This window comes from Pseudomonas sp. P9_35, assembly GCF_034008205.1.
Taxonomy (GTDB): domain Bacteria; phylum Pseudomonadota; class Gammaproteobacteria; order Pseudomonadales; family Pseudomonadaceae; genus Aquipseudomonas; species Aquipseudomonas kilonensis.
In genome coordinates, this window is record NZ_CP125373.1 from 2,004,181 (window position 1) to 2,029,390 (window position 25,210).

At 61.5% G+C, this 25,210-nt stretch carries 28 protein-coding genes; 22 read left to right on the forward strand and 6 right to left on the reverse strand.

Annotated features, from left to right (window positions below):
* Positions 1-17 precede the first annotated feature (17 nt).
* The 8 genes from QMK47_RS08940 to QMK47_RS08975 all read left to right on the forward strand — a co-directional run bounded on the left by QMK47_RS08940 (position 18) and on the right by QMK47_RS08975 (position 7,872).
* Complete coding sequence (locus tag QMK47_RS08940; protein ID WP_214510746.1) at positions 18-2,270, forward strand: chemotaxis protein CheA; 2,253 nt, start codon at positions 18-20, stop codon at positions 2,268-2,270.
* A gap of 48 nt (positions 2,271-2,318) precedes the next feature.
* Positions 2,319-3,464, forward strand: coding sequence for a protein-glutamate methylesterase/protein-glutamine glutaminase (locus tag QMK47_RS08945; protein WP_253472443.1), 1,146 nt, complete (start codon positions 2,319-2,321; stop codon positions 3,462-3,464).
* Complete coding sequence (locus QMK47_RS08950) at positions 3,464-4,204, forward strand: flagellar motor protein (RefSeq protein WP_072408495.1); 741 nt, start codon at positions 3,464-3,466, stop codon at positions 4,202-4,204. The genes QMK47_RS08945 and QMK47_RS08950 overlap by 1 nt, the downstream gene beginning before the upstream one ends.
* 15 nt (positions 4,205-4,219) lie before the next feature.
* A complete protein-coding gene (gene motD, locus QMK47_RS08955) occupies positions 4,220-5,104 on the forward strand; it encodes a flagellar motor protein MotD (protein WP_214510748.1) in 885 nt (294 codons plus the stop codon).
* Between the two features lie 49 nt (positions 5,105-5,153).
* On the forward strand, positions 5,154-5,945 hold the full coding sequence (locus QMK47_RS08960; RefSeq protein WP_214510749.1) for a ParA family protein: 792 nt from the start codon (positions 5,154-5,156) through the stop codon (positions 5,943-5,945).
* Positions 5,946-6,041: 96 nt separating this feature from the next.
* Positions 6,042-6,917 carry a CheW domain-containing protein gene (locus QMK47_RS08965; protein ID WP_253472445.1) on the forward strand — a complete coding sequence of 292 codons (876 nt, stop codon included), beginning with the start codon at positions 6,042-6,044 and terminating at the stop codon, positions 6,915-6,917.
* Positions 6,918-6,989: 72 nt separating this feature from the next.
* Positions 6,990-7,475 carry a chemotaxis protein CheW gene (locus QMK47_RS08970; RefSeq protein WP_003199144.1) on the forward strand — a complete coding sequence of 162 codons (486 nt, stop codon included), beginning with the start codon at positions 6,990-6,992 and terminating at the stop codon, positions 7,473-7,475.
* Between the two features lies 1 nt (position 7,476).
* Positions 7,477-7,872 carry a DUF2802 domain-containing protein gene (locus QMK47_RS08975; RefSeq protein ID WP_024618185.1) on the forward strand — a complete coding sequence of 132 codons (396 nt, stop codon included), beginning with the start codon at positions 7,477-7,479 and terminating at the stop codon, positions 7,870-7,872.
* Positions 7,873-8,298: 426 nt separating this feature from the next.
* Here the strand turns inward: QMK47_RS08975 and QMK47_RS08980 are convergent, their stop codons facing one another.
* Together QMK47_RS08980 and QMK47_RS08985 are read right to left on the reverse strand one after the other, a co-directional pair.
* Positions 8,299-8,628 carry an EscU/YscU/HrcU family type III secretion system export apparatus switch protein gene (locus QMK47_RS08980; RefSeq protein ID WP_253472447.1) on the reverse strand — a complete coding sequence of 110 codons (330 nt, stop codon included), beginning with the start codon at positions 8,626-8,628 and terminating at the stop codon, positions 8,299-8,301.
* On the reverse strand, positions 8,625-10,196 hold the full coding sequence (locus QMK47_RS08985; protein ID WP_253472450.1) for a flagellar hook-length control protein FliK: 1,572 nt from the start codon (positions 10,194-10,196) through the stop codon (positions 8,625-8,627). The genes QMK47_RS08980 and QMK47_RS08985 overlap by 4 nt, the downstream gene beginning before the upstream one ends.
* Positions 10,197-10,394: 198 nt before the next feature.
* On the opposite strand from QMK47_RS08985, the gene ccmA reads away from it, so the two are divergent.
* The 11 genes from ccmA (at position 10,395) to QMK47_RS09040 (ending at position 20,331) form a co-directional block, all read left to right on the forward strand.
* Positions 10,395-11,030: a cytochrome c biogenesis heme-transporting ATPase CcmA gene (gene ccmA, locus QMK47_RS08990; protein ID WP_253472453.1), complete on the forward strand. Its 636-nt coding sequence runs from the start codon at positions 10,395-10,397 to the stop codon at positions 11,028-11,030.
* Positions 11,027-11,695, forward strand: coding sequence for a heme exporter protein CcmB (gene ccmB, locus QMK47_RS08995; RefSeq protein ID WP_003199151.1), 669 nt, complete (start codon positions 11,027-11,029; stop codon positions 11,693-11,695). The genes ccmA and ccmB overlap by 4 nt, the downstream gene beginning before the upstream one ends.
* A gap of 94 nt (positions 11,696-11,789) precedes the next feature.
* The gene (locus tag QMK47_RS09000) at positions 11,790-12,545 is read left to right on the forward strand and encodes a heme ABC transporter permease (protein WP_258690589.1); all 756 of its coding nucleotides are present in this window, start codon (positions 11,790-11,792) and stop codon (positions 12,543-12,545) included.
* Positions 12,542-12,718, forward strand: coding sequence for a heme exporter protein CcmD (ccmD, locus tag QMK47_RS09005; RefSeq protein ID WP_042729135.1), 177 nt, complete (start codon positions 12,542-12,544; stop codon positions 12,716-12,718). Before QMK47_RS09000 ends, ccmD begins: the two co-directional genes overlap by 4 nt.
* Positions 12,715-13,170, forward strand: coding sequence for a cytochrome c maturation protein CcmE (gene ccmE / locus QMK47_RS09010; RefSeq protein WP_003199160.1), 456 nt, complete (start codon positions 12,715-12,717; stop codon positions 13,168-13,170). Before ccmD ends, ccmE begins: the two co-directional genes overlap by 4 nt.
* Positions 13,171-13,173: 3 nt before the next feature.
* The gene (locus QMK47_RS09015) at positions 13,174-15,162 is read left to right on the forward strand and encodes a heme lyase CcmF/NrfE family subunit (protein WP_258690590.1); all 1,989 of its coding nucleotides are present in this window, start codon (positions 13,174-13,176) and stop codon (positions 15,160-15,162) included.
* On the forward strand, positions 15,159-15,695 hold the full coding sequence (locus QMK47_RS09020; protein ID WP_214510756.1) for a DsbE family thiol:disulfide interchange protein: 537 nt from the start codon (positions 15,159-15,161) through the stop codon (positions 15,693-15,695). Before QMK47_RS09015 ends, QMK47_RS09020 begins: the two co-directional genes overlap by 4 nt.
* Positions 15,692-16,165 (forward strand): cytochrome c-type biogenesis protein, encoded by a 474-nt coding sequence (locus tag QMK47_RS09025; protein WP_253472459.1) that lies wholly within the window; start codon positions 15,692-15,694, stop codon positions 16,163-16,165. The genes QMK47_RS09020 and QMK47_RS09025 overlap by 4 nt, the downstream gene beginning before the upstream one ends.
* Positions 16,158-17,360 carry a c-type cytochrome biogenesis protein CcmI gene (gene ccmI, locus QMK47_RS09030; RefSeq protein ID WP_253472462.1) on the forward strand — a complete coding sequence of 401 codons (1,203 nt, stop codon included), beginning with the start codon at positions 16,158-16,160 and terminating at the stop codon, positions 17,358-17,360. Before QMK47_RS09025 ends, ccmI begins: the two co-directional genes overlap by 8 nt.
* Positions 17,361-17,374: 14 nt before the next feature.
* Entirely contained in the window at positions 17,375-17,782 is a 408-nt protein-coding gene (locus QMK47_RS09035; protein ID WP_258690591.1) for a hypothetical protein, read from the forward strand.
* 455 nt (positions 17,783-18,237) lie between these two features.
* The gene (locus tag QMK47_RS09040; protein ID WP_253472468.1) at positions 18,238-20,331 is read left to right on the forward strand and encodes an LTA synthase family protein; all 2,094 of its coding nucleotides are present in this window, start codon (positions 18,238-18,240) and stop codon (positions 20,329-20,331) included.
* Positions 20,332-20,394: 63 nt separating this feature from the next.
* On the opposite strand, the gene QMK47_RS09045 is transcribed toward QMK47_RS09040, so the two are convergent.
* Complete coding sequence (locus QMK47_RS09045; RefSeq protein WP_253472471.1) at positions 20,395-20,547, reverse strand: DUF3309 family protein; 153 nt, start codon at positions 20,545-20,547, stop codon at positions 20,395-20,397.
* Positions 20,548-20,859: 312 nt separating this feature from the next.
* Between QMK47_RS09045 and QMK47_RS09050 the strand changes: the two genes are divergently transcribed.
* From QMK47_RS09050 to csrA, 3 genes are all read left to right on the forward strand, one after another.
* The gene (locus QMK47_RS09050) at positions 20,860-21,675 is read left to right on the forward strand and encodes an SDR family oxidoreductase (protein ID WP_003199173.1); all 816 of its coding nucleotides are present in this window, start codon (positions 20,860-20,862) and stop codon (positions 21,673-21,675) included.
* Positions 21,676-21,732: 57 nt separating this feature from the next.
* Entirely contained in the window at positions 21,733-22,065 is a 333-nt protein-coding gene (locus QMK47_RS09055; protein WP_214510871.1) for a YnfA family protein, read from the forward strand.
* 151 nt (positions 22,066-22,216) lie between these two features.
* Positions 22,217-22,417, forward strand: coding sequence for a carbon storage regulator CsrA (gene csrA, locus QMK47_RS09060; RefSeq protein WP_003199177.1), 201 nt, complete (start codon positions 22,217-22,219; stop codon positions 22,415-22,417).
* Here the strand turns inward: csrA and QMK47_RS09065 are convergent.
* The 3 genes from QMK47_RS09065 to QMK47_RS09075 all read right to left on the reverse strand — a co-directional run bounded on the left by QMK47_RS09065 (position 22,406) and on the right by QMK47_RS09075 (position 25,204).
* Positions 22,406-22,633, reverse strand: a complete 228-nt coding sequence (locus QMK47_RS09065) for a YheU family protein (RefSeq protein WP_003199186.1) — start codon at positions 22,631-22,633, stop codon at positions 22,406-22,408. The two genes, csrA and QMK47_RS09065, sit on opposite strands and share 12 nt — an antisense overlap.
* A 169-nt stretch (positions 22,634-22,802) precedes the next feature.
* Positions 22,803-23,765 (reverse strand): IS110 family transposase, encoded by a 963-nt coding sequence (locus QMK47_RS09070; RefSeq protein ID WP_018603751.1) that lies wholly within the window; start codon positions 23,763-23,765, stop codon positions 22,803-22,805.
* Positions 23,766-24,013: 248 nt separating this feature from the next.
* Positions 24,014-25,204 carry an osmoprotectant NAGGN system M42 family peptidase gene (locus QMK47_RS09075; RefSeq protein WP_063322377.1) on the reverse strand — a complete coding sequence of 397 codons (1,191 nt, stop codon included), beginning with the start codon at positions 25,202-25,204 and terminating at the stop codon, positions 24,014-24,016.
* Between the last annotated feature and the right edge of the window lie 6 nt (positions 25,205-25,210).

The window sequence follows — 25,210 nt, forward strand, 5'->3', positions numbered from 1 at the left end:
TTTAGGAGCAGCCATTAATGAGCTTCGGCGCCGATGAAGAGATCCTTCAGGATTTCCTGGTTGAGGCCGGCGAGATTCTAGAGCAACTGTCCGAACAGCTGGTCGAGCTGGAAAGCCGACCAGATGATGCGGATCTGCTCAATGCAATTTTTCGCGGTTTCCACACTGTAAAAGGAGGCGCCGGCTTCCTCCAGCTCAACGAGCTGGTGGAGTGCTGTCACATTGCCGAAAACGTGTTCGACATCCTGCGCAAGGGTGAGCGTCGCGTTGATTCGGAACTGATGGACGTGGTGCTTGAAGCGCTGGATGCGGTCAATAGCATGTTCAGCGAAGTGCGTGAGCGCTCGCCGATCACCGCTGCCACCCCCGAGCTGCTCGCTGCGCTGGCGCGTCTGGCCGAGCCACAGTCGGCTGACGAAGCGGCTCCGGTTGCCGAGGCTGCGGTTGAAGAACCGGTCGCCGAGGCATCGGGGGACATCACCGATAACGAATTCGAACAACTGCTGGACTCCCTGAATACCGTCAAGGCTCAGGCCGAGGCGCCGGTCGCTCAGGTTGCACCTGCTGCGCCAGCCGCCGGTGGGGCTGCCAGCGATGAAATCACCGATGCCGAGTTCGAGTCACTGCTCGACCAGCTCCATGGCAAGGGCCAGTTCGCAGCTGATGCCGTGGTCCCGGCGGCGGCCCCCGCCGCGCCGAAAGCCGCGGGCGACAGCTCGGACATCACCGACGACGAATTCGAAGCCTTGCTCGATCAGTTGCATGGCAAGGGTACCTTTGCCGTTGAGGCACTGGATTCGGCCATCGCTTCGGCGCCGACACCGGCCAAGCCTGCCGCTGCTGCCGCGGGTAGCGACCTGATCAGCGACAACGAATTCGAATCACTGCTCGATGAGCTTCATGGCAAGGGCAAGTTCAGCGAAGTGGGTACTGCTTCTGCTGCGCCTGCTGCCACTGCGGCTGCACCGGTGGCCAAGGCTGCGCCCAAACCCGTTGCCAAGGCACCGGAACCGAAGGCCGAGCCAGCCAAGCCTGCCGCTGCCGCCCCGGCGCCAGCCCGTGCTCCGGCGGCGCCGCCGCCCGAGAAACCGGCCAGCGAAGCCGAGACCACCGTTCGGGTCGATACCGCACGCCTGGACGAGATCATGAACATGGTCGGCGAACTGGTGCTGGTGCGTAACCGTCTGGTGCGCCTGGGCCTCAACAGCCAGGACGAAGCCATGTCCAAGGCCGTGTCGAACCTCGACGTGGTCACGGCGGACCTGCAGACCGCGGTCATGAAGACCCGGATGCAGCCGATCAAGAAAGTCTTCGGACGCTTCCCGCGCCTGGTTCGCGACCTGGCTCGCCAGCTCAAGAAAGAAATCAACCTGGAACTGGTGGGTGAAGAAACCGACCTCGACAAGAACCTTGTCGAGGCCCTGGCCGACCCGCTGGTCCACTTGGTGCGCAACGCGGTCGACCATGGCATCGAGTCGCCGGAAGAACGCGAAGCCTCGGGCAAGGTCCGCAGCGGCAAGGTGATCCTGGCCGCTGAGCAGGAAGGCGACCACATCCTGCTGTCGATCTCCGACGACGGCAAAGGCATGGATCCGAACGTGTTGCGTTCCATCGCGGTGAAACGCGGTGTGATGGACAAGGATGCCGCCGACCGCCTGAGCGACACCGAGTGCTACAACCTGATCTTCGCCCCGGGTTTCTCGACCAAGACCGAGATTTCCGACGTGTCGGGCCGTGGCGTGGGCATGGACGTGGTGAAAACCAAGATTTCCCAGCTCAACGGTTCGATCAATATCTACTCGACCAAGGGCCAAGGCTCGAAGATCGTCATCAAGGTCCCGCTGACCCTGGCGATCATGCCGACCCTGATGGTGATGCTGGGCAACCAGGCCTTCGCCTTCCCGCTGGTCAACGTCAACGAAATCTTCCACCTCGACCTGTCGCGCACCAACGTGGTGGACGGCCAGGAAGTGGTGATCGTACGGGACAAGGCACTGCCACTGTTCTACCTCAAGCGCTGGTTGGTCAGCTCCGCCGCTCATGTGGAGCAGGGCGAGGGCCATGTGGTGATCCTTTCGGTGGGCACCCAGCGGATCGGCTTCGTCGTCGACCAGTTGGTGGGCCAGGAAGAAGTGGTCATCAAGCCGTTGGGCAAGATGCTCCAGGGCACCCCGGGCATGTCCGGCGCCACCATCACCGGCGACGGCCGCATCGCGTTGATTCTCGATGTGCCAAGCATGCTCAAGCGTTACGCCGCCCGGCGTATTTGATTCTGGAGGGGCGTGGCCAAGGGCCGCGCCTCGTCTAACGGAGTGTTTATGGTAGTTAAAGTCCTGGTGGTGGACGATTCGGGGTTTTTCCGCCGCCGCGTCTCGGAAATTCTTTCGGCGGACACGAGTATTCAGGTCGTCGGTACCGCGACCAATGGCAAAGAGGCGATTGATCAGGCCCTGGCGCTCAAGCCGGACGTGATCACCATGGACTACGAGATGCCGATGATGGATGGCATCACGGCCGTGCGGCATATCATGCAGCGCTGCCCGACGCCGGTATTGATGTTCTCGTCCCTGACCCATGAAGGCGCCCGGGTGACCCTCGATGCGCTGGACGCCGGGGCGGTGGATTTCCTGCCGAAAAATTTCGAAGACATTTCGCGTAACCCAGACAAGGTTCGGCAGTTGCTGTGCGAAAAGGTCCACAGCATCTCCCGCAGCAATCGCCGTGTCGGTGCCTACAGCGCACCGGCGCCAGCCCCTGTTGCGGCGCCAAGCCCGGCTCCATCGCCGACGCCGACTGCATCGAGCAGCTTCAATCCGGCACCGGTACGCAGTGCTCCGGCACCAGCACCTGCGCCGGCTCGCCCGGCGCCCGCCAGTACGTCATCGCCGGCGCCCAAGCGCAAAGCCTACAAGCTGGTCGCTATCGGTACGTCCACGGGTGGCCCGGTGGCACTGCAGCGGGTCCTGACCCAGTTGCCGGCCAACTTCCCGGCCCCCATCGTGCTGATCCAGCACATGCCGGCGGCGTTCACCAAGGCTTTCGCGGAGCGTTTGGACAAGCTGTGCAACATCAGCGTCAAGGAAGCCGAGGATGGCGACATCCTGCGTCCAGGCCTGGCGTTGTTGGCTCCGGGTGGCAAGCAGATGATGATCGATGGCCGTGGCGCGGTGAAAATCCTGCCGGGCGACGAGCGTCTGAACTACAAGCCTTGCGTGGACATTACCTTCGGTTCCGCGGCCAAGTCCTACGGTGACAAAGTTCTGGCGGTGGTGCTCACCGGCATGGGCGCCGACGGTCGCGAAGGCGCGCGCCTGCTCAAGCAGGGCGGCAGCGCAATCTGGGCCCAGGACGAAGCCAGCTGCGTGATCTACGGCATGCCAATGGCCATCGTAAAGGCCGATCTTGCCGACGCGGTGTATGGATTGGACGACATCGGTAGACACCTGGTCGAGGCCTGCCTGTAATGGATGTGCTCAGCCTGATCGGCATCATCATGGCGTTCGTTGCCATCATTGGCGGCAATTACCTGGAAGGCGGTCATCTGGGCGCGCTGGCCAACGGCCCGGCGGCGTTGATTGTGCTCGGTGGCACCATTGGTGCGGCGCTGTTGCAGTCGCCCATGAGCGCTTTCAAACGCGCCATGCAAGTGCTGATCTGGATTCTGTTCCCGCCCCGTGTCGACCTGGCCGGTGGTATCGATCGGGTGGTGAACTGGAGCCTGACCGCTCGCAAGGAAGGCTTGCTGGGCCTGGAAGGTGTGGCCGATGCCGAGCCCGACAGCTACTCACGCAAAGGCCTGCAATTGCTGGTGGACGGCGCCGAGCCGGAAGCCATCCGCAGCATTCTGGAAGTGGATTTCTACACCCAGGAAAGCCGCGATATCGAGGCGGCCAAGGTATTCGAAAGCATGGGCGGCTACGCGCCGACCATCGGCATCATCGGTGCGGTGATGGGCTTGATCCATGTGATGGGCAACCTGGCCGATCCATCGCAACTGGGCAGCGGCATCGCCGTGGCGTTCGTTGCCACGATCTATGGTGTGGCGAGTGCCAACCTGGTGCTGCTGCCGATCGCGGCCAAGCTCAAGGCCATCGCGTTGCGCCAGTCGCGCTATCGCGAAATGCTGCTGGAAGGGATCCTGTCGATCGCCGAAGGTGAAAACCCGCGCTCCATTGAGTTGAAGCTCCAGGGCTTCATGGACTGATGGGAGGCAAGGAACATGGCTCGTCGCAGGCACACAGAAGAACACGTCAACCATGAACGCTGGCTCGTTTCCTACGCCGACTTCATCACGCTGCTGTTCGCCTTTTTCGTGGTCATGTATTCGATCTCGTCGGTCAACGAAGGCAAGTACAAAGTCATTTCCGAGGCATTGATCGGTGTCTTTACCGACTCCGACCGTGCCCTCAAGCCTATCCCCATCGGTGAGGAGCGGCCCAAGACCACGACCCCGGCCAAGCCATTGGTCAAGGACAGCGAGCAGGTCGATGCCGGTATTGCCGGCGGTCGTGATCCATTGAAAAGCATCGCCGACGATATCAGCGCGGCGTTCGGCGACCTGATCAGTTCCAACCAGATGACCGTGCGCGGCAACGAGTTGTGGGTCGAGATCGAGCTCAACTCCAGCCTGTTGTTCGGCAGCGGCGACGCCATGCCCAGCGACATGGCGTTCAACATCATCGATAAGGTCGCGACGATCCTCAAACCCTTCGACAACCCGATCCATGTCGAAGGCTTCACGGACGACCAGCCGATCCGTACCGCGCAATACCCGACCAACTGGGAACTGTCCTCCGCCCGTTCGGCGAGCATCGTGCGCATGCTGGCGATGCAGGGTGTGAATCCCGGTCGCCTGGCCTCGGTGGGCTACGGCGAGTTCCAGCCAGTCGCCAACAACGCCACTGCCGAGGGGCGTGCGCGCAATCGGCGGGTGGTGCTGGTGGTGTCGCGCAACCTCGATGTGCGTCGCAGCCTGACCGGTACCGGTACGGCCAATGCAACTCCGGATGCGGCATTGAAGCGGGCTGGCACACAAACTGCACCGGCTCCGGTCAAGTCGCCGGGAAGACAGAGTGCCGTCAATTCTCCGTCACCCGCTTTATAACCGAGCTATTTCTCGGTCGAGCCTGTTTCGGCCGGGAGGAACGATCCGAATGAGAGTCTGGGCAGTCGCCAATCAAAAAGGTGGTGTGGGCAAGACCACATCTTCCATCGCTTTAGCCGGGTTGCTGGCCGAGGCGGGCAAGCGCGTGGTCATCGTCGATCTGGATCCCCATGGCTCGATGACCAGCTATTTCGGCTACGATCCCGATAGCCTGGAGCACAGCAACTACGACCTGTTCCTGCACAAGGGCGTTGTGCCCGAGGGCCTGCCGGGGCAGTTGCTGTTGTCCACCAGCGACGAGCGGATTTCCCTGCTGCCATCGAGCACCGCTCTCGCCACCCTGGAGCGACAGTCGCCCGGGCAGGGCGGGCTGGGCTTGGTGATCGCCAAGAGTCTGGCGCAGCTGTGGCAGGATTTCGATTACGCGATCATCGACAGCCCGCCGTTGCTGGGTTTGCTGATGGTCAATGCCTTGGCTGCCAGCCAGCAGTTGGTGATCCCGGTGCAGACCGAGCACTTGGCGGTCAAGGGTCTGGAGCGCATGGTCAATACACTGGCGATGGTCAACCGCTCGCGCAAGCAGACGCTGGCCTTCAACATCGTGCCGACCTTGTTCGATCGTCGCACCCAGGCGTCCCTGGGCACCCTGCGGGTGTTGCGGGACATGTACCCCGAGGACATCTGGCAAGGCTATATCCCCGTCGATACCCGCTTGCGGGACGCCAGCCGCGCAGGTGTGACCCCCTCGCAATTCGATGGCAAGAGCCGTGGCGTGCTGGCCTACCGGGCGCTGCTCAAGCACCTGTTGGCCCAGCAGCTTGTTCCACAGCAGGTGGCCTAAGGTGACGAGGCTTTCCACTGGCATTGCGTTCGCTTGTGAACGCTCAAGTCCTACCGCATTCATGCCGATAACCTCTTCAAGTGGCGCACTGTTCCTATGAGCCGCCCGATAAAGACAACCTCGCGTCCGCAAATGGCCCTGCAATCCTATCTGGATGGGCTGCTGCAGGAAGCGACCGAAGAATTGCCACCACTGCCAAGCGTGATCGAGGCGTTGCCCGAGAATGTCGAAGCCAAGGGTGTGTTGGATGAGTTTCAGGCGGCCGTGCTCGAAGAGCAGGCCCGTGATGCACAGAAATCAGTAATGGCTGCGGCGGTCGAGGCACCGTTCATCAAGCCTCAGGTGGCGGTCATGGACGCGCCTGCGCCGATCCTGGCGTCGGTCTCGACCGTTGCCCCGCTGCTGCAAGGCCTGGTGACGCCGGTGGTGGAAATTCACCTGCCGCCGAGCAGCCCGCCACCACCGGTGCCGGGCGACGATCGTCCGGCCTGGGCTGCCGAGCCGTTCGAGTGTTTGTTGTTCGATGTGGCCGGGTTGACCCTGGCGGTGCCGCTGGTATGCCTGGGATCGATTTATTCCCTGGCCGGGCAGGAATTGACGCCGTTGTTTGGCCAGCCGGAATGGTTTCTCGGAATCCTGCCGAGCCAGGCCGGCAACCTGAAGGTACTGGATACGGCGCGCTGGGTCATGCCGGACCGTTATCGCGATGACTTTCGCCAAGGCTTGCAGTACGTGATTTCAGTGCAGGGTTACGAGTGGGGTTTGGCGGTGCATCAGGTCAGCCGTTCGCTGCGCCTGGACCCGAACGAGATCAAGTGGCGTAGCCATCGAGGGCAACGGCCATGGCTGGCCGGTACGGTGATCGAGCATATGTGCGCCTTGCTGGACGTTTCCGAGCTGGCGGAGCTGATCGCCAGCGGCGGGGCAAAACACCTGGGCGGCAGCAAGAAGCCGGTCCAGAAACCGAAATAAGACAACCGGCGGCGCACAGCGTCGCCGGACAGAATACACGCCGCCACAGGCGGTTTTTCGAGGGGTCAGGGTATGAATGATAAGGCGTCGTCTCAAAAGGGTTCTGAAGATCCGATTCTGCAATGGGTAACCTTCAAGCTCGATAACGAAACCTACGGCATCAACGTGATGCGCGTTCAGGAAGTGCTGCGCTATACCGAGATCGCCCCGGTACCGGGTGCTCCGAGCTATGTGCTGGGCATCATCAACCTGCGTGGCAACGTGGTTACGGTGATCGATACCCGTCAGCGCTTCGGCCTGATGAATGCCGAGATCAGCGACAACACCCGGATCGTTATCATCGAAGCCGACAAGCAAGTGGTTGGCATCATGGTCGACAGCGTCGCCGAAGTGGTTTACCTGCGTCAGTCGGAAATCGAGACTGCGCCGAACGTGGGTAACGAAGAATCCGCCAAGTTCATTCAGGGCGTGTGCAACAAGAACAACGAGTTGCTGATTCTGGTTGAACTGGACAAGATGATGAGCGAAGAAGAGTGGTCGGAACTGGAGAGTATCTGATTTGATTCTTGAGGTAGCAGTCATTGTCCTGTTCCTTTTCTGGGCAGGCACGCTGGCGATGTTCTTGGCGTACATACGTGGCCAGCGGCAGATCGCCGCTCAGCAGGCCCAGGGCGATGCGCTGCGCGACCAGCGCATCAGGGACCTGGCCAAGCGCGTCGACGATTACCAGAACGGCACTGTGCGCATGGGCGAAGCGCTCCATGAGCTGCGTGCCGTGGTCGCGCCGTTGCCGGATAAACTCGCCCAGTTGGAACAGCGCGACCCCTCCAGCCTGTCCTTCGCCCAGGCCGCCCGCCTGGTGGGTATGGGCGCCAGTGTCGACGAACTGACCCAAGCCTGCGGCCTGACCCAGGCCGAGGCGGAGTTGATGAGCAAGCTGCACAAGGGCGGCTGATCGCCTTCACCCCAATCCAATGTGGGAGCGAGCTTGCTCGCGATAGCGGTGTGACAATCAACAGAGATGTTGAATGTGAATCCGTCATCGCGAGCAAGCTCGCTCCCACAGGTTTTTCTGGTGCTCACACACAGATCCTTCCAACCCAAGCGCAATCCCTGTGGCGAGGGAGCTTGCTCCCGCTGGGCAGCGCAGCGGCCCCCGGCTTTTTTGCGGCTACTGCGCACCCTCGCCCCAGGTGTAGCCGCGGTCCGTTACATCTTTCTCGACACTCGGCACATTTGTGGGAGCGAGCTTGCTCGCGATAGCGGTGTGACAATCAACAGAGATGTTGAATGCGAATCCGTCATCGCGAGCAAGCTCGCTCCCACAGGTTTTTCTGGTGCTCACAGACTGGTCGTTCCAGCCCGGACACCGCTGCGTTGATCAGTAATCGTCGCCGCGGTCGGTCACATCCTTCTCGATACTCGGCGCATTCGGGTCGTAGCCCTGGGGAAACTTGCCCTTGAGGTTCCAGGCGAACGCAATGATCTCGGCAATCGTGCGGTACAGCTCTTCGGGGATGCTGTCCCCCAACTCCATCCGCGCCAACAGCTTCACCAGCTCGGCATTTTCATAGATCGGTACTTCGCTTTCGCGGGCGATGCGCAGGATTTCCTCGGCCAGGGCTTCGTCGCCCTTGGCGGTGAGGGTCGGGGCGTGGTGGCCGTCGTACTTGAGGGCAATGGCCTGGCGGGGTGCGGTATGGGTTGTCATGCGGTTTCGTCCACCCAGCGTTGTTCCAGGCGAGTCTTGGGGCCTTGGGGCGGGGTGCCGAGGTGGCAGTCCAGGTCGCCGACGTTCAGGCCACAAGTCACCAGGCGCTCACGCAAGGCTGTCAGGTTGCTTTCGATCAGGCTCGCTGTATACGGCCGTTCGGCCCACAACTGGCTGGACAGGCTGCCGCTGAGCAACTGGGCCTGAACCTGCAGTGGGCCGAGCGGTTCCATGTCGAACGCCAATTCCACCCGCCAGAGCTGCTGTTTTGGCTCGCGTTCTTCCCTGCGCTCGTTTGGTTGCTCCCGGGGCGGGGTTTCCTCGCGCTGGAACTTGACCTGCAACGGCACGATGTCCTGCAGGTTGCGCATCGGGATTTCCAATTGCCAGGTGCTCATCAGTCGACCGTCGTCGGTCAGGCCGGTCTGCTCCAGGCTCGACAATTGATGGCTTTGCAGGCGTGACACGGCGGCAGCGGCCAGGCGCAGCAGGTGTTCGAGGTCGCCGTCTTCGTCCTGGCCTTGCATCTGGCGCGAGGGCAGGGGGAAGCTGGTGGGTTGCGGCTTGGCGCTGACCTGGCCGAGCATCCCCAGGGCGCTGCGTACGAAGCTAGGCAGGACTTGGGCCAACGTATTGGCGGCAATGATGGCGCTGAGGTTGGTGGAGGCGGGCAGGGCCGGTGTCAGTTGGGCGATCAGTTTCAGCAGGTCGCCTTTCATGTCCGGCGCCAGGCTCGGTGGTTGCCCGGCGAGCAATTTGCTTTCCAGGAATACGCCGCTGGCGACCATGGCTTGGGCCAAACCCTTGGGTGTGCTCAGTTGCTGGACGTCCGGCAGGCCAGCCAGCAAGCGAGTTACAGCGGCGCGCAGCTCGGCGCCGGTGTCGTCGGTGGCCGGAAGGTTTTGCAGGACGGTGATCAGGCTGTCCAGCGAGCCCTGCTGGCTCATTTGCGTGACCAACTGCTGACTCACCGCCAATTGCTCCTGGCGGTTGCTCAGCGGAACGAACTTCAGCGTCTGGGTATCTTGCACCTGGGCACTCAACAGCGTGCCGATACGCAGCGGTCGCGGGCTGTCGATGTCCAGGGTGCTGCCCGCCTGGGCGGTGTTGAGCAAGCTTACCAACGATCGATACACCGCCGGTTGCCCTGGTAACTGCGGCAACGCCTGGCTGGTCAGCACTTTGCCTTGCAGCAGGGTGCCGACCGGCAACTGCGCGGTGTCGATTCGGGTGAGGGTGGCGACGCTGGAGGACACGGCCTGTTGCACGGCAATCGCCAGATTGCTGGCGGACGGCTGGGTCACGGCCAGGCTGGTGCCCTGGGGCAACGGCTGGGTGCTGGTGGCCTGGACAGTGGTCTGGCGGCCGCTCTCCAGGGTGACCTTGAGCAGCAGCTGGAAAGTCTGGTCGGCCTGCTTGAGCGACAGCACTTCGGCCTGGGCAGTCTGGCCCGAGCTGATCAGGCCTTCGGTCGGCACCAGCAGTTTGAGCAGCTCGCCATTGACCGCTGGCATACGCGTGGTTGCCGTGGCCTGGGGCAGCGGCAGGATGTTCATGTCGCCTGTCATCTGCGGTCTTACCTTGGGAAAATAAGCCCTCTTTAGCGTAGGGCATCACATGTATAATGCCGCCCGTCTTTCAGGGAGTGGCGAAAACCTTGCAATTGTTTGACGCAGCTCTGTGGAACAGGCCGTCAATGCATCTATGCTGCATCTCTTTAACGGCCGCTGCACCGCCGACTTGAACCGTATAAGGCCCGCGATCCCTTGACCAGTCCTCTCCTGCAAACCGTCGGCCTCGCCTGTGAGCGAGACTTGCGACTGCTTTTCGAAAATCTCGAATTGAGACTCTCGCATGGCGATATGGTGCAAATCAGTGGTCCCAACGGCAGCGGCAAGACCAGCCTGCTGCGCCTGCTGGCCGGTTTGATGCAACCGACCGCAGGCCAGGTGTTGCTCAACGGCCAGCCCTTGCACAGCCAGCGTAGCGAACTGGCCCGCAACCTGCTCTGGATCGGCCATGCCGCCGGTATCAAGGATTTGCTGACCCCCGAAGAGAACCTCAGTTGGCTCTGCGCATTGCATACGCCGGTTGGCCGCGAAGCGATCTGGCAGGCGTTGGCGGCGGTAGGGCTGCGCGGCTTCGAAGACGTGCCGAGCCATACCCTGTCTGCCGGCCAGCAACGCCGTGTGGCCCTGGCCCGGCTGTACCTGGACAGCCCGCCGCTGTGGATTCTCGACGAGCCATTCACCGCCCTGGACAAGCAGGGTGTCGCGCAACTCGAGGAACACCTGGCCCAGCACTGTGAAAACGGTGGCATGGTGCTCTTGACCACCCACCACACGCTGGCGCGGATGCCGGCCGGTTATCGCAACATTGATCTGGGGAACTGGGCCGTATGAGTGTGTTTGGCCTGTTGCTTGCCCGCGAGGCGCGCCTGCTGTTCCGGCGTCCGGCCGAATTGGCCAATCCGCTGGTTTTCTTCGCGATCGTGATTGCGTTGTTCCCGTTGGCGGTCGGGCCAGAGACTCAATTGTTGCAAACCTTGTCTCCGGGACTGGTCTGGGTCGCGGCGCTTTTATCGGTCCTGCTCTCGCTGGACGGGCTTTTCCGCAGTGATTTCGAAGACGGTTCACTGGAACAGTGGGTCCTTTCGTCGCACCCCCTGGCCCTTCTGGTTTTGGCCAAGGTACTGGCACACTGGGTTTTTTCCGGGCTGGCACTGGTATTGCTCTCGCCGCTGCTGGCAATGATGCTGGGGCTGCCCGGCGCGTGCATGCCGGTGCTGCTGGTGTCGCTGCTGCTGGGTACGCCGGTGCTGAGCCTGCTCGGCGCGGTGGGCGCGGCATTGACGGTGGGTTTGAAGCGCGGCGGCCTGTTGCTGGCGCTGCTGATCCTGCCGTTGTATATCCCGGTCCTGATCCTGGGCAGTGGTGCCTTGCAAGCGGCGTTGCAAGGCATGCCCGCGACCGGTTATCTGCTGTGGCTTGGGAGCCTGACCGCCCTGGCGATAACCCTGACACCCTTTGCAATAGCCGCTGGCCTGAAGATCAGCGTCGGCGAATAATAACGAGGCCTGGTCAAAAATTGACCACTTCTTTGGAAGTAAAGGCTGCCCCGGCGGTTCGTGACGGCGAGCCGCAACCGTGATGGAAACAGCAATGAACTGGACCTGGTTTCACAAGCTCGGCTCACCCAAGTGGTTCTACGGCATCAGCGGCAAACTGCTCCCATGGTTGAGCATCGCTGCATTGTTGTTGATTGGTTCTGGCGTGGTCTGGGGCCTGGCCTTCTCACCGCCGGACTACCAGCAGGGCAACAGCTTCCGCATCATCTACATTCACGTGCCCACGGCGATGCTGGCCCAGTCCGTCTATGTGATGCTGGCGGTGTGCGGTGTGGTCGGGCTGGTGTGGAAGATGAAGCTGGCCGACGTTGCCCTGCAATGCGCCGCGCCCATCGGTGCCTGGATGACCGCCGTGGCGCTGGTCACCGGGGCCATCTGGGGCAAGCCGACCTGGGGTTCGTGGTGGGTCTGGGATGCGCGACTGACGTCGATGCTGATCCTGCTGTTCCTGTACTTCGGTCTTATTGCGCTGGGCAACGCCATCAGCAATCGTGACAGCGCCGCCAAGGCCTGCGCGGTACTGGCGATTGTCGGCGTGATCAACATCCCGATCATCAAGTATTCGGTGGAGTGGTGGAACACCCTGCACCAGGGCGCGACCTTCACCCTTACCGAAAAACCGGCAATGCCCGTCGAAATGTGGCTGCCGCTGTTGCTGACCGTGCTGGGTTTCTACTGTTTCTTCGGCGCGGTGCTATTGCTGCGCATGCGCCTGGAAGTGCTCAAGCGCGAGTCCCGGGCCAGTTGGGTGAAGGCCGAAGTACAGAACAGCCTGGAGGCCGCTCGATGAGTTTCGCTTCATTCGGCGATTTCCTCGCCATGGGCCATCATGGCCTGTATGTCTGGTCAGCCTATGGCATCTGCCTCGCGGTTCTGGCCCTCAACGTGGCGGTGCCGATCCTGGCCCGCAAGCGGTATCTGCAACAAGAGGCGCGTCGTCTGCGCCGGGAGAACGGTCAGTGAATCCGCTGCGCAAAAAACGTCTTGTCATCATTCTTGCGATCCTGGTGGGTGTCGGCGCCGCGGTCGCCCTGGCCCTGAGCGCCCTGCAGCAGAACATCAACCTGTTCTACACCCCGACCCAGATCGCCAACGGCGAAGCGCCCAAGGATACCCGCATCCGCGCTGGCGGCATGGTGGAAAAAGGCTCGCTGGAGCGCTCCGGGGATTCCCTGGACGTGAAATTCAATGTCACCGACTTCAACAAGACCGTGACCATCACCTATCGCGGCATCCTCCCGGACCTGTTCCGCGAAGGGCAGGGCATCGTCGCCCTGGGCAAGCTCAACGCCGACGGAGTGGTGGTGGCCGATGAAGTGCTGGCCAAGCACGACGAAAAATACATGCCGCCGGAAGTGACCAAGGCGCTGAAAGACAGCGGTCAGTCGGCGCCTGCTCCCGTGAAGGAGGGCTGATCGATGACTGCTGGCATCTTTATTCCCGAGTTGGGCCACCTGGCGATGATCCTGGCCCTGTGTTTCTCACTGGTACAGGCCGTGGTGCCCTTGCTCGGTGCCTGGCGCGGCGACCGCTTGTGGATGAGCCTGGCCCAACCGGCGGCGTGGGGGCAGTTTGCCTTCATGTTGTTTGCCTTCGGTTGCCTGACCTATGCGTTCATGGCCGACGATTTTTCCGTGGAGTACGTCGCCAGCAACTCCAACAGCGCCTTGCCCTGGTACTACAAGTTCAGCGCGGTATGGGGCGCCCACGAGGGGTCGCTGTTGCTCTGGGCGTTGATCCTTGCCGGCTGGACCTTCGCCGTCTCGGTGTTTTCCCGGCAGTTGCCCCAGGTGATGCTGGCCCGGGTGCTGGCGGTGATGGGCATGATCAGCACCGGTTTCCTGCTGTTTTTGATCGTCACCTCCAACCCGTTCGAGCGCATCCTGCCGCAGATGCCGACGGATGGCCGCGACCTCAACCCATTGCTGCAAGACATCGGCCTGATCGTTCACCCGCCGATGCTCTACATGGGCTACGTCGGCTTCTCCGTGGCCTTCGCCTTCGCCATCGCCGCGTTGCTCGGTGGGCGCCTCGATGCCGCGTGGGCACGTTGGTCGCGTCCGTGGACCATCGTCGCCTGGGCCTTCCTCGGCATTGGCATCACCCTTGGCTCGTGGTGGGCCTACTACGAGCTCGGCTGGGGCGGCTGGTGGTTCTGGGACCCGGTGGAAAACGCCTCGTTCATGCCCTGGTTGGTGGGCACGGCGCTGATCCATTCCCTGGCGGTCACGGAAAAACGCGGTGTGTTCAAGAGCTGGACCGTGCTGCTGGCCATCGCGGCGTTCTCGCTGAGCCTGCTGGGGACGTTCCTGGTGCGCTCGGGCGTGTTGACGTCGGTGCACGCCTTCGCCTCGGACCCTGAGCGCGGGGTGTTCATCCTGATGTTCCTGCTGTTCGTGGTCGGCGGCTCGCTGACGCTGTTCGCCCTGCGTGCGCCGGTGGTCAAGAGCCAGGTCGGCTTCAACCTCTGGTCACGGGAAACCCTGTTGCTGGGCAATAACCTGGTGTTGGTGGTGGCTGCGTCGATGATCCTGCTGGGGACGTTGTACCCGCTGGTGCTCGATGCGTTGTCCGGCGCCAAGCTGTCGGTGGGGCCGCCGTACTTCAATGCACTGTTCATCCCGCTGATGGCGATCCTGATGGTGGTGATGGCCATCGGCATGCTGGTGCGCTGGAAAGACACCCCGGTCAAGTGGCTGCTGGGCATGTTGACCCCGGTGCTGCTGGGCACGGTCGCTCTGGCCGTGGTGGCCGGCGTGGCGTATGGCGACTTCAACTGGGCGGTGCTGGCGACGTTCGTGCTGGCGGCCTGGGTATTGCTGGCGGGTGTACGGGACATCTTCGACAAGACCCGGCACAAAGGCCTGATCAAGGGCCTGCCGACCCTGACCCGCAGTTACTGGGGCATGCAGGTCGCCCACCTGGGCATCGCCGTCTGCGCCCTGGGCGTGGTGCTGTCCAGTCAGAACAGCGCCGAGCGCGACCTGCGCCTGGCGCCGGGTGAGTCCATGGACCTGGCCGGCTATCAGTTCGTTTTCGAGGGCGCCAAACATTTCGAGGGCCCGAACTTCACATCCGACAAAGGCACTGTGCGGGTCATTCGCAACGGCCAGGAAATCACCGTGCTGCACCCGGAAAAACGTCTCTACACCGTGCAGAACTCGGTCATGACCGAAGCCGGCATCGATGCCGGTTTCACCCGCGATCTCTACGTGGCGCTGGGCGAGTCCCTGGGTGACGGCGCGTGGGCGGTACGGGTCCACGTCAAGCCGTTCGTACGCTGGATCTGGTTCGGTGGCTTGCTCACCGGCCTGGGTGGGGTGTTGGCGGCGCTGGATCGGCGTTATCGAGTCAAGGTGAAAACCCGGGTGCGTGAAGCCCTGGGCGTGACGGGAGCCACTGCATGAAACGTTGGTTGATGTTGGTGCCGCTGGCGCTGTTCCTGTTGATGGCGGTGTTTTTGTACCGGGGGTTGTACCTGAATCCGACCGAGTTGCCCTCGGCGATGATCGGCAAGCCGTTCCCGGATTTCTCCCTGCCATCGGTGCAGGGCGATAAGACCTTGACCCGCGCCGACCTGCTGGGCAAGCCGGCGCTGGTCAACGTGTGGGGCACCTGGTGCATCTCCTGCCGGGTCGAGCACCCGGTGTTGAACAAGCTGGCCCAGAACGGCGTGGTGATCTACGGCGTCAATTACAAGGACGTCAATGCCGACGCTCTGAAATGGCTCGCCGAGTTCCACAATCCGTATCAACTGGACATTCGCGATGAAGACGGCTCCCTGGGCCTGAACCTGGGTGTCTACGGCGCGCCGGAAACGTTCTTCATCGACGCCAAGGGTGTCATCCGCGACAAGTTCGTCGGCGTGATCGACGAGCAGGTCTGGCGCGAGAAACTGGCCGCCAAGTATCAGGCACTGGTGGACGAGGCCAAGCCATGAAGCGCTGGTTAGCCGCCGCCGTCCTCGGCCTGAGCCTTGCCGGCGTGGCCCACGCCGCCATTGATACCTACGAATTCGCCAACGACGGCGAGCGCGAGCGGTTTCGCGAACTGACCAAGGAGCTGCGCTGCCCCAAGTGCCAGAACCAGGACATCGCCGACTCCAACGCGCCAATTGCCGCCGACCTGCGCAAGGAAATCTTCCGCATGCTCGGCGAGGGCAAGGACAACCAGCAGATCATCGATTTCATGGTCGATCGCTACGGTGAGTTCGTGCGCTACAACCCCGCCCTGTCCTCCAAGACGGCGCTGCTCTGGTTCGGCCCCGCCGGGCTGTTGTTCGGTGGTTTCGTGGTCATTGCAATGATCGTGCGCCGCCGCCGGGTCCAGCGCACCGCCGCCCCGGACACGCTTTCTGTCGAAGAGCGCCAGCGCCTCGACCAACTGTTGGATAAAACCAAGCATGATTGATTTCTGGCTCGCCGCAGGTCTGCTTCTTCTGGTTGCCCTGAGTTTTCTGTTGATCCCTGTACTGCGTGGTCGCCGCGCCCAGTTGGAGGAGGACCGTACCGCGCTCAACGTGGCGTTGTATCAGGAACGCGTCGCCGAATTGCAGATCGAGCGGGAGGAGGGCGTGCTCAACGCCGCGCAACTGGACACCGGTCGCGCCGAGGCCGCCCGTGAATTGCTCGCTGACACCGAGGGTGCCGATGCGCCGCGCGAATCCCGGCTGGGCAAGCCGTTGCCGTTGCTCGCCGCTGTGCTGGTGCCGGTGTTGGGCCTGGCGCTGTACCTGCATTTCGGTGCCAGCGACAAGGTCGAGCTGACCCGTGAATTCGCCCAGGCGCCGCAGTCGATGGAAGAGATGACCCTGCGACTGGAACGTGCGGTGGCGGCGCAACCGGATAACGCCGAGGGCCTGTATTTCCTCGGGCGTACCTACATGGCGCAGGATCGGCCCGCAGACGCGGCGAAGGTCTTCGAACGCACCGTGGCGGTGGCCGGTCGACAACCCGAATTGCTGGGCCAATGGGCCCAGGCGCAGTATTTTGCCGATGGCAAGAAATGGTCGGATAAGCTCCAGGCGCTGACCGACGAAGCGCTGAAGCTCGATCCGAAGGAAGTCACCAGCCTCGGCCTGTTGGGCATCGCCGCTTTTGAGGGCGAGCGCTATCAGGACGCAATCGATTACTGGGGGCGCCTGTTGGTGGAACTGCCGGAGGGCGACAAGTCCCGTGAAGCGCTGCAGGGCGGCATTACCCGTGCCACCGAGAAGCTGCAAGCCAGCGGCGGCAAGGTTGCCCAGGCGCCGGTGGCCAAGGCTGCGGCACTGCTCAAGGTGCGCGTCGACCTGGCGCCGGCACTCAAGGCCAAGGTGCAGCCGGGCGACAGTGTGTTCATCTTCGCCCGCGCCGTTTCCGGCCCGCCCGCGCCGCTGGCCGCCAAGCGCCTGACGGTCGCCGATTTGCCGGTCACGGTAGAGCTGGGTGACGCGGACGCAATGATGCCGCAGTTGAAACTGTCGAACTTCCCCGAAGTCCAACTGGTGGCGCGCATCTCCCGGGCCGGCCAGCCGACCGCGGGTGAGTGGATCGGCCGCAGCCAGCCCCTGGCGAGCAGCACCACGGCGCCGCAACAACTGACCATCGACAGCCCGGACAAATAACAGGAATTCGCACCATGACCGCCATCGCTCGTATCACCCTGCTCACGCTCGTCATGGGCCTGAGCGCTTGTGCGGTCCAGCGTCCGTCGGAGCCCTCGGCACCGCTGCCACCGATCCCGCCGTCGACCCCGACCAGCAAACCGGTCCCGTCCACACCGCCGGGCAAACCTGTCATCCCGAACAAACCGGCCAAACCGCTGCCGCGTACTTCCGCCAGCTTCGCCCCACCGCCGGGTGGCAACAGCCATTGGGACGCCAAGCTTGGGGTCTATGTGCTGGACAACCAGACGAACACGTTCTATCGCCAGCGTACCTATTACCGCTGGAACAACGGCTGGAGCCGTTCCGTGAGCCCGAATGGTCCGTGGGAAGACACCTCCATCGAAGGCGTGCCAGCGGGTCTTGGACGCCAGTTTCATTGACAATGATCGTTTTCACACTGGACTGGAAGTGATCGGCAACCCAGTGGCGAGGGCGCTTGCTCCCGCTGGGCTGCGTGTAGGAGCTGCCGAAGGCTGCGATCTTTTGATCTTTCGCTTGGGACTCAAGTGTCTAGGGAAAGGTCGCAGCCTCGTCGCACTCGACAGCTCCTACAGAGCCGAGCGGGAGCAAGCTCCCTCGCCACAATAGCGTTCGGCTCAACTTCAGCAGCAGGCCGGGCTTTTTGTGTTTCTGAATATTCTTTGAACGAAATTTTCACAAAATCTTGCGGACAATCCCCCGCGCTCATATCGCCGCCGGTTATTTAATGGCAATGCCATAGCCGTTCGTGCAACATTTGCGCTCTCGCGCAAGCCCCGAGGCCAGGCTTTGGTCAACAGAGGGCGCGCCGTTGTTTCTTTTTGTCACTCCAATTCCGATAGGGTCCTTAAACGACATGGCAATCCCGGACGCCCTGAATCAGCAGCGTACTACGCATCGCCTGCTGCAACCGACCGTCAAATCGCACCTGGCCTACACGTTGCTTTGTGCCTTTGTGATGATGGTCATGTTCAGCCTGCTGCGCGTGGCGCTGCTGGTCTATAACCGCGAGATGATCCTCGACACGCCGGCTTCGACCTTTGTTGAAGCCTTCGTCAACGGCCTGCGTTTCGACTTGCGCCTGGTGGTCTACCTCTGCATCCCGTTGCTGCTGGCGTTGTTCAGCGCAAGGGCCATGGCGGCCCGTGGGTTCTTTCGTTTCTGGCTGACCGTCACTTCCAGCATCGCGCTGTTCCTGGGCTTGATGGAGATGGATTTCTACCGTGAATTCCACCAGCGCCTCAACGGCCTGGTCTTCCAGTATGTAAAGGAAGACCCGAAAACCGTGATGAGCATGCTCTGGTACGGTTTCCCGGTGGTGCGCTACCTGCTGGCGTGGGCCGGCGGCACCATCATCCTCAGCCTGGCATTCAAGGGCGCCGACCGCGCCACGCGTCCCCGTGGGCCGTTCAGTGGCGGCACCATTGGTACCCGGCAGATCGCCCCGTGGTATGGGCGTGTCGCGGTGTTTGTCGTTTGCCTGCTGGTCGCCGTGACCGCCGCGCGCGGCACCTTGCGCCAAGGGCCGCCCCTGCGCTGGGGCGACGTCTACACCACCGATTCGAACTTCGCCAACCAGTTGGGCCTCAACGGCACCTTGTCGCTGGTGGCCGCGGCCAAGAGCCGGATGTCCGAAGACCGCGACAACATCTGGAAAGCCACCCTTGAGCAACCGCTGGCACAGCAGACCGTGCGCGATATGCTGGTGATGCCTGACGATAAACTGGTGGACACCGCGACAGCCGCCGTGCGCCGCGACTACACGCCGCCGGCGGACAAGACCCTGCCGATCAAGAACGTGGTCGTGATTCTCATGGAGAGCATGGCCGGTCACTCGGTGGGTGCCCTGGGCGCGCCGGGCAACATCACGCCTTACCTGGACAAACTGTCCAAGGAAGGCCTGCTGTTCGACCGTTTCTTCTCCAACGGTACCCACACCCACCAAGGCATGTTCGCCACCATGGCGTGCTTCCCGAACCTGCCGGGTTTCGAATACCTGATGCAGACGCCGGAGGGCAGCCACAAGCTGTCGGGCCTGCCGCAACTGCTCAGCGCCCGTGACTACGACGACGTGTACGTCTACAACGGCGATTTTGCCTGGGACAACCAGTCGGGTTTCTTCAGCAGCCAGGGCATGACCACATTCATCGGGCGTAACGACTTCGTGAACCCGGTGTTCTCCGATCCGACCTGGGGCGTGTCCGACCAGGACATGTTCGACCGAGGCCTGATCGAGCTCAAGGCGCGGGAAAACGGCAAGCCGTTCTATGCCTTGCTGCAAACCCTGTCCAACCACACCCCTTATGCGTTGCCGACGCCGTTGCCGGTCGAGCGGGTCACCGACCGTGGCAGCCTGAACGAACACCTGACCGCCATGCGCTACGCCGACTGGGCCCTGGGCCAGTTCTTCGAGAAGGCCCGCAAGGAGCCTTACTTCAAGGAAACCCTGTTCGTCGTGGTCGGCGACCATGGCTTTGGCAACGAACGCCAGATCACCGAGATGGACCTGGGCCGTTTCAACGTGCCGATGCTGTTGATCGGCCCGGGCATCCAGGAAAAATTCGGCCAGCGTAACCACACCGTGGGTACCCAGGTCGACATCGTGCCGACCATCATGGGCCGGATCGGTGGGCAAGTACGGAACCAGTGCTGGGGCCGTGACCTGTTGAACCTGCCGCAAGGCGATCCCGGTTTTGGTGTGATCAAGCCGTCGGGCAGCGAGCAGACCACGGCGATCATCCGCGATGACCACATCCTGGTCCTGCCGAAGGAAAAGGAAATGGAGCCGAAGATGTATCGCTATGAACTGGGCGCCAACCCTGGTGCGGAAATCATCCCGAATGCACCGGACACCGCGCCGATGAAACTCAAGCTCGAATCTTTCCTGCAAACCGCGACCAAGAGCCTGCTGGATAACACCGCCGGCGTCGTTGACGGCAAGCCGGACTGATAAACGGCGTACATAAAAAAGAGGCCTGCCAAGGCCTCTTTTTTTTTGCGCTTACTTAGTGGTTTATATCTTGCCCAGGAGTAGCAGGACCAACAGCACCACCAACACCACACCGATGATACCGGACGGGCCGTAACCCCAACTTCTGGAGTGCGGGAAGACTGGGAGACCACCGATCAGCAGGAGGATCAGGATAACGATAAGTATTGTGCCCATTGTAGATTTCCTTATTGGTCAGTTCTGGAGTGATACAACTTCCAACTACCAGCGCGCATGCGTTAAATCCGGGCGGCTTAATAAGTCCGACCGTCGCGGCTTGTAGAAAATTCAAAGTTTTTGTAGGAGCTGTCGAGTGAAACGAGGCTGCGATCTTTTTCAGCCTGGAGGAAGACTAAGGATCGCAGCCTCGTTCCACTCGGCAACTCCTACAGTTTGCCCTCGCCATTCAGCAATCTGATGGAGCGTGGGTCCGTTGAACGCCTTCGCTACACTCGGCCTATCTCTCCCGGAACAACAAGGCTGTCTGCTATGCAAAATCGCATGATGATCACTGGTGCCGGCTCTGGCCTGGGTCGCGAAATCGCGCTGCGCTGGGCCCGCGAAGGATGGCGCCTGGCCTTATCGGATGTCAGCGAGCCGGGCCTCGTGGAAACCCTCAAGCTAGTGCGGGGTGCCGGTGGCGACGGCTTCATCCAGCGCTGCGATGTGCGCGACTACAGCCAATTGACTGCGTTTGCCCAGGCCTGCGAAGAGAAGTTCGGCGGTATCGATATCATCGTCAACAATGCCGGCGTGGCCTCGGGCGGCTTCTTCAGTGAACTCTCCCTGGAGGATTGGGACTGGCAGATCGCGATCAACCTGATGGGTGTGGTCAAGGGCTGTAAGGCGTTCCTGCCGCTGCTGGAAAAAAGCCGTGGCAAGATCATCAACATCGCCTCCATGGCAGCCCTGATGCAGGGCCCGGCCATGAGCAACTACAACGTGGCGAAGGCGGGTGTCGTGGCGCTGTCGGAAAGCCTGCTGGTGGAACTGGCGCAGCAGGAAGTTGGCGTACACGTGGTGTGCCCGTCGTTCTTCCAGACCAATCTGCTGGATTCCTTCCGTGGCCCGACCCCGGCCATGAAAGCCCAGGTTGGCAAGTTGCTGGAAAGCTCACCGATCAGCGCCACGGATATTGCCGACTACATCTATCAGCAGGTCGCCCAGGGCCAGTTCATGATCCTGCCCCACGAACAGGGACGCATGGCTTGGGCCCTCAAGCAGAAGAACCCACAGTTGCTGTACGACGAAATGACCGTCATGGCCGACAAGATGCGCGCCAAGGCCCGGCAAAACCTCAATTGACCTGGATGCCCGATGTCCTCAGGATGGCGCCATTCGGCCTTCCTGATGGACATCTGCATGCTCAATTACCTGTGGTTTTTTCTCGCTGCGCTGTTTGAGATCGCGGGCTGCTACGCCTTCTGGATGTGGTTGCGCCAGGGCAAGAGCGCCTGGTGGATCGCCCCGGCGTTGCTCAGCCTCACATTGTTCGCCCTATTGCTGACCCGCGTCGAAGCGACGTACGCCGGGCGCGCCTACGCCGCCTATGGCGGCCTCTATATCATTGCCTCGATCGGCTGGCTGGCGATGGTCGAGCGAGTGCGACCACTGGGGTCCGACTGGATTGGAGTGGCGCTCTGCGTGTTGGGGGCGAGTGTGATTCTATTCGGCCCGCGGTTCTCGGCGCCCTGAAATAACCGGCGGTCCGACAGGGTTTTGCAGGAAATTTCCGTCAGTCACAAGAACTTTGCTTGTAGGGCCTTACTGAATTCTCGCGGGTGTCTTGAGAACGGGAAACAGGCCGGGCATGGTCAGGGTCCAGACATTCTTAAGGACAAGAACCATGCTTGTATTAAGCCGCGCTGTAGGTGAGTTGATTTCCATCGGTGACGATATTTCCGTCCGTGTGCTGTCGGTCAGCGGCGGCACGGTGCGTTTTGGCGTGGAAGCGCCACGGCACGTCGATGTCCATCGCTCCGAAATCTACGACAAGATCCAGAAGAAAAAGGCCCATGCCACCCGCAAGGCCTGTTCAGTCGAATAGGTGTTTGGGCACGTCGTGCTTGAGCATCAGTTGGCACTGTTCACTTTCGGGGTCGAACACGATCAACGCCTGGCCTTTGGTCAAGGCTTGCCTGACCCGCAGAACCCGCGTTTCCAGGGGGGTGTCGTCACCATTGTCGGTGCCGTCGCGGGTCACGAAATCCTCGATCAGGCGGGTGAGCGTGTCGACTTCGAGTTGGTCGTGGGGGATGAGCATGGGGTACCTCGGCTAGACAATAGGGCGATGCTACGGCCAATGGGCTTTTGCGGCTAGCCTTGGGTTTTGTGGGGCCTGTTCTGGCCTCATCGCGAGCAAGCTCGCTCCCACATTGGTTCTGCGTCGAGCACAAAGTTCAAGTCCAATGAAGATCAACCTGTGGGAGATTCTATGTTGCAGGGCAACCCTGCAACATAGGCTTCGGCTGGTATTCGCTCTGATTTTTCATCAAGGCAAATGCCACCCGGCAGAGCTTGCGAGCAAGCACCACCAATGCCTGGGTTTTTGAGAAACCTCTGACCAGGTACGACTCATAAAACGGTTTCCATCTAGGCGAGCGACATGCCGTCATTGCAGCGATATGAGCTAAGCGGCGTATTTCTGGATCCCCCTTTTTGCTCAGGTACCGGGGACCGTTCTTTTTTCCAGAATCATCGACCCGCAGGTCCATCCCTAAAAACGCGATAAATGCATCGCTGTCCGCAAAATCACCTCGCATAAAACTCGTCGCCAACCCAGTTGCGACCAGTTCACCAACGCCTTCGATGGCTTTGCAGCGGTCGATATTCGCCTCAATTCCCGACTCTTTGCTGACTTTTTGTAGCAACTTCTGGATGGCCTGAATCGCCTCTTTAAACGCTTTTTGCTGAGCAATCAGCGCTTTTTTTAACAAGGGTTCGTCGGCCCAGCTCAACATAAGACCCGCGTGATTCTTGACCAGCGTCGCGCGCCGATGAAGCAGGCTTTTTAATGTCGTGTAGGCCTTCGGTGGCGGGTTCCAGAGCCGCAGCTCGTGCTGTTCATTGGTCAAATACCGCGCCAGCAGACGGGCATCACAAGGATCGTTCTTAGCTCTTTGGCCGATGCCGCGACGATAGTTGCTCACCCGGTAAGCATCCACGACATAGACCTGATGACCCATCGCGTGAGCCAGCTCGACGGTATCCAGGTGATAGATATTGGTGGCTTCAACGGCAAGAGCGCTTTGGGCGGGCAACGTTTTTAGCCAGCGTTTGAGGGCTGTTCGATCATTCTTGATAGTGTCGATGGTTTGCAGATCAGAGCGATAAACAACAATTTCGGCCTTGGCTATATCGATACCAACAACCGTCTGCGAGGTAAGGATTGTCATGACGAATCCTCGGAGCTAGGGTTTAGGTGCTTGTTGGGGTCTACCTTTGCGCTGGCTTGTCTCTATCGTCGGTTTTACCGATGAATTCCTTATTGGCGCTTTGGGTAGAAAGGGCGGGACGAGAAGTCTCCCACGGTCCGTACTGGCTAGAGTCGGAATCGAGCTTTTAGTCCCGCCCACCCCTTCAAGTCTAAACATACAAGCGAGCTTGCTCGCGATGGCAATAGCCCAGACAGTGAAATGTTGGATCAGCTATCGGAACGCTGCCCCACCAGGCTATCCACCGATGGCACCCGGGTATCACTTTCCATCTGGGTATCGTGTTCGATCTGATGACTGAAGCGGTCCAGTGAGCCTTGGGCTGGTTGCGCGTCGCTGGCGAACACCGGCGGGCTGAGGATGTAGGCGCCGAGCAGGCGACTGAGGGCGGCCAGGCTGTCGATGTGGGTGCGTTCGTAGCCATGGGTGGCGTCGCAGCCGAAGGCGAGCAGGGCGGTACGGATATCGTGGCCGGCGGTGATGGCTGAATGAGCGTCGCTGAAGTAGTAGCGGAACAGGTCGCGGCGTGCCGGTACCTCGTTCTCCTTGGCCAGTTTCAGCAAGTGCCGCGACAGATGGTAGTCGTAGGGGCCTCCGGAGTCCTGCATCGCCACGCTGACCGAATGTTCGCTTGAGTGCTGGCCAGGGGCGACGGGCGCGATGTCGATGCCGACGAACTCGCTGACATCCCAGGGCAGTGCGGCCGCCGCACCGCTGCCGGTTTCCTCGGTGATGGTGAACAGCGGGTGACAATCGATCAGCAGTTCTTCGCCGCTGTCGACAATCGCCTTGAGCGCCGCCAGCAGCGCCGCGACCCCGGCCTTGTCGTCCAGGTGCCGGGCGCTGATGTGGCCGCTTTCGGTGAATTCCGGCAGGGGATCGAAGGCGACGTAATCGCCGATGCCCACCCCCAGGGTTTCGCAATCGGCGCGGGTGGCGCAGTAGGCGTCCAGGCGCAGCTCGATGTGGTCCCAACTGATGGGCAGTTCATCCACGGCGGTATTGAACGCGTGCCCGGACGCCATCAACGGCAGCACGCTGCCACGGATCACGCCGGTGTCGGTAAACAGGCTGACCCGGCTGCCTTCGGCAAATCGGCTGGACCAGCAACCCACCGGGGCCAGGGTCAGGCGGCCGTTGTCCTTGATGGCCCGCACCGAGGCACCGATGGTATCCAGGTGCGCCGACACGGCCCGGTCGGGGCTGCTCTTGCGCCCCTTGAGCGTGGCGCGGATCGTGCCACGGCGAGTCATTTCAAAAGCGATACCCAGCTCTTCGAGCCGCTCGGCGACATAACGCACGATGGTGTCGGTAAAGCCGGTAGGGCTGGGAATGGCGAGCATCTCCAGCAGGACCTTTTGCAGGTATTCGAGATCCGGTTCGGGAATTTTACTGATCATGGAAAC

What these genes read in the sequence shown, in the direction of transcription:
- QMK47_RS08940 (WP_214510746.1), top strand. Translation starts at nt 18, where the DNA reads ATGAGCTTCGGCGCCGATGAAGAGATCCTTCAGGATTTCCTGGTTGAG.
- QMK47_RS08945 (WP_253472443.1), top strand. Translation starts at nt 2,319, where the DNA reads ATGGTAGTTAAAGTCCTGGTGGTGGACGATTCGGGGTTTTTCCGCCGC.
- QMK47_RS08950 (WP_072408495.1), top strand. Translation starts at nt 3,464, where the DNA reads ATGGATGTGCTCAGCCTGATCGGCATCATCATGGCGTTCGTTGCCATC.
- motD (WP_214510748.1), top strand. Translation starts at nt 4,220, where the DNA reads ATGGCTCGTCGCAGGCACACAGAAGAACACGTCAACCATGAACGCTGG.
- QMK47_RS08960 (WP_214510749.1), top strand. Translation starts at nt 5,154, where the DNA reads ATGAGAGTCTGGGCAGTCGCCAATCAAAAAGGTGGTGTGGGCAAGACC.
- QMK47_RS08965 (WP_253472445.1), top strand. Translation starts at nt 6,042, where the DNA reads ATGAGCCGCCCGATAAAGACAACCTCGCGTCCGCAAATGGCCCTGCAA.
- QMK47_RS08970 (WP_003199144.1), top strand. Translation starts at nt 6,990, where the DNA reads ATGAATGATAAGGCGTCGTCTCAAAAGGGTTCTGAAGATCCGATTCTG.
- QMK47_RS08980 (WP_253472447.1), bottom strand. Translation starts at nt 8,628, where the DNA reads ATGACAACCCATACCGCACCCCGCCAGGCCATTGCCCTCAAGTACGAC.
- QMK47_RS08985 (WP_253472450.1), bottom strand. Translation starts at nt 10,196, where the DNA reads ATGACAGGCGACATGAACATCCTGCCGCTGCCCCAGGCCACGGCAACC.
- ccmB (WP_003199151.1), top strand. Translation starts at nt 11,027, where the DNA reads ATGAGTGTGTTTGGCCTGTTGCTTGCCCGCGAGGCGCGCCTGCTGTTC.
- QMK47_RS09000 (WP_258690589.1), top strand. Translation starts at nt 11,790, where the DNA reads ATGAACTGGACCTGGTTTCACAAGCTCGGCTCACCCAAGTGGTTCTAC.
- ccmD (WP_042729135.1), top strand. Translation starts at nt 12,542, where the DNA reads ATGAGTTTCGCTTCATTCGGCGATTTCCTCGCCATGGGCCATCATGGC.
- QMK47_RS09015 (WP_258690590.1), top strand. Translation starts at nt 13,174, where the DNA reads ATGACTGCTGGCATCTTTATTCCCGAGTTGGGCCACCTGGCGATGATC.
- QMK47_RS09020 (WP_214510756.1), top strand. Translation starts at nt 15,159, where the DNA reads ATGAAACGTTGGTTGATGTTGGTGCCGCTGGCGCTGTTCCTGTTGATG.
- QMK47_RS09025 (WP_253472459.1), top strand. Translation starts at nt 15,692, where the DNA reads ATGAAGCGCTGGTTAGCCGCCGCCGTCCTCGGCCTGAGCCTTGCCGGC.
- ccmI (WP_253472462.1), top strand. Translation starts at nt 16,158, where the DNA reads ATGATTGATTTCTGGCTCGCCGCAGGTCTGCTTCTTCTGGTTGCCCTG.
- QMK47_RS09035 (WP_258690591.1), top strand. Translation starts at nt 17,375, where the DNA reads ATGACCGCCATCGCTCGTATCACCCTGCTCACGCTCGTCATGGGCCTG.
- QMK47_RS09040 (WP_253472468.1), top strand. Translation starts at nt 18,238, where the DNA reads ATGGCAATCCCGGACGCCCTGAATCAGCAGCGTACTACGCATCGCCTG.
- QMK47_RS09045 (WP_253472471.1), bottom strand. Translation starts at nt 20,547, where the DNA reads ATGGGCACAATACTTATCGTTATCCTGATCCTCCTGCTGATCGGTGGT.
- QMK47_RS09050 (WP_003199173.1), top strand. Translation starts at nt 20,860, where the DNA reads ATGCAAAATCGCATGATGATCACTGGTGCCGGCTCTGGCCTGGGTCGC.
- QMK47_RS09055 (WP_214510871.1), top strand. Translation starts at nt 21,733, where the DNA reads ATGCTCAATTACCTGTGGTTTTTTCTCGCTGCGCTGTTTGAGATCGCG.
- csrA (WP_003199177.1), top strand. Translation starts at nt 22,217, where the DNA reads ATGCTTGTATTAAGCCGCGCTGTAGGTGAGTTGATTTCCATCGGTGAC.
- QMK47_RS09065 (WP_003199186.1), bottom strand. Translation starts at nt 22,633, where the DNA reads ATGCTCATCCCCCACGACCAACTCGAAGTCGACACGCTCACCCGCCTG.
- QMK47_RS09070 (WP_018603751.1), bottom strand. Translation starts at nt 23,765, where the DNA reads ATGACAATCCTTACCTCGCAGACGGTTGTTGGTATCGATATAGCCAAG.
- QMK47_RS09075 (WP_063322377.1), bottom strand. Translation starts at nt 25,204, where the DNA reads ATGATCAGTAAAATTCCCGAACCGGATCTCGAATACCTGCAAAAGGTC.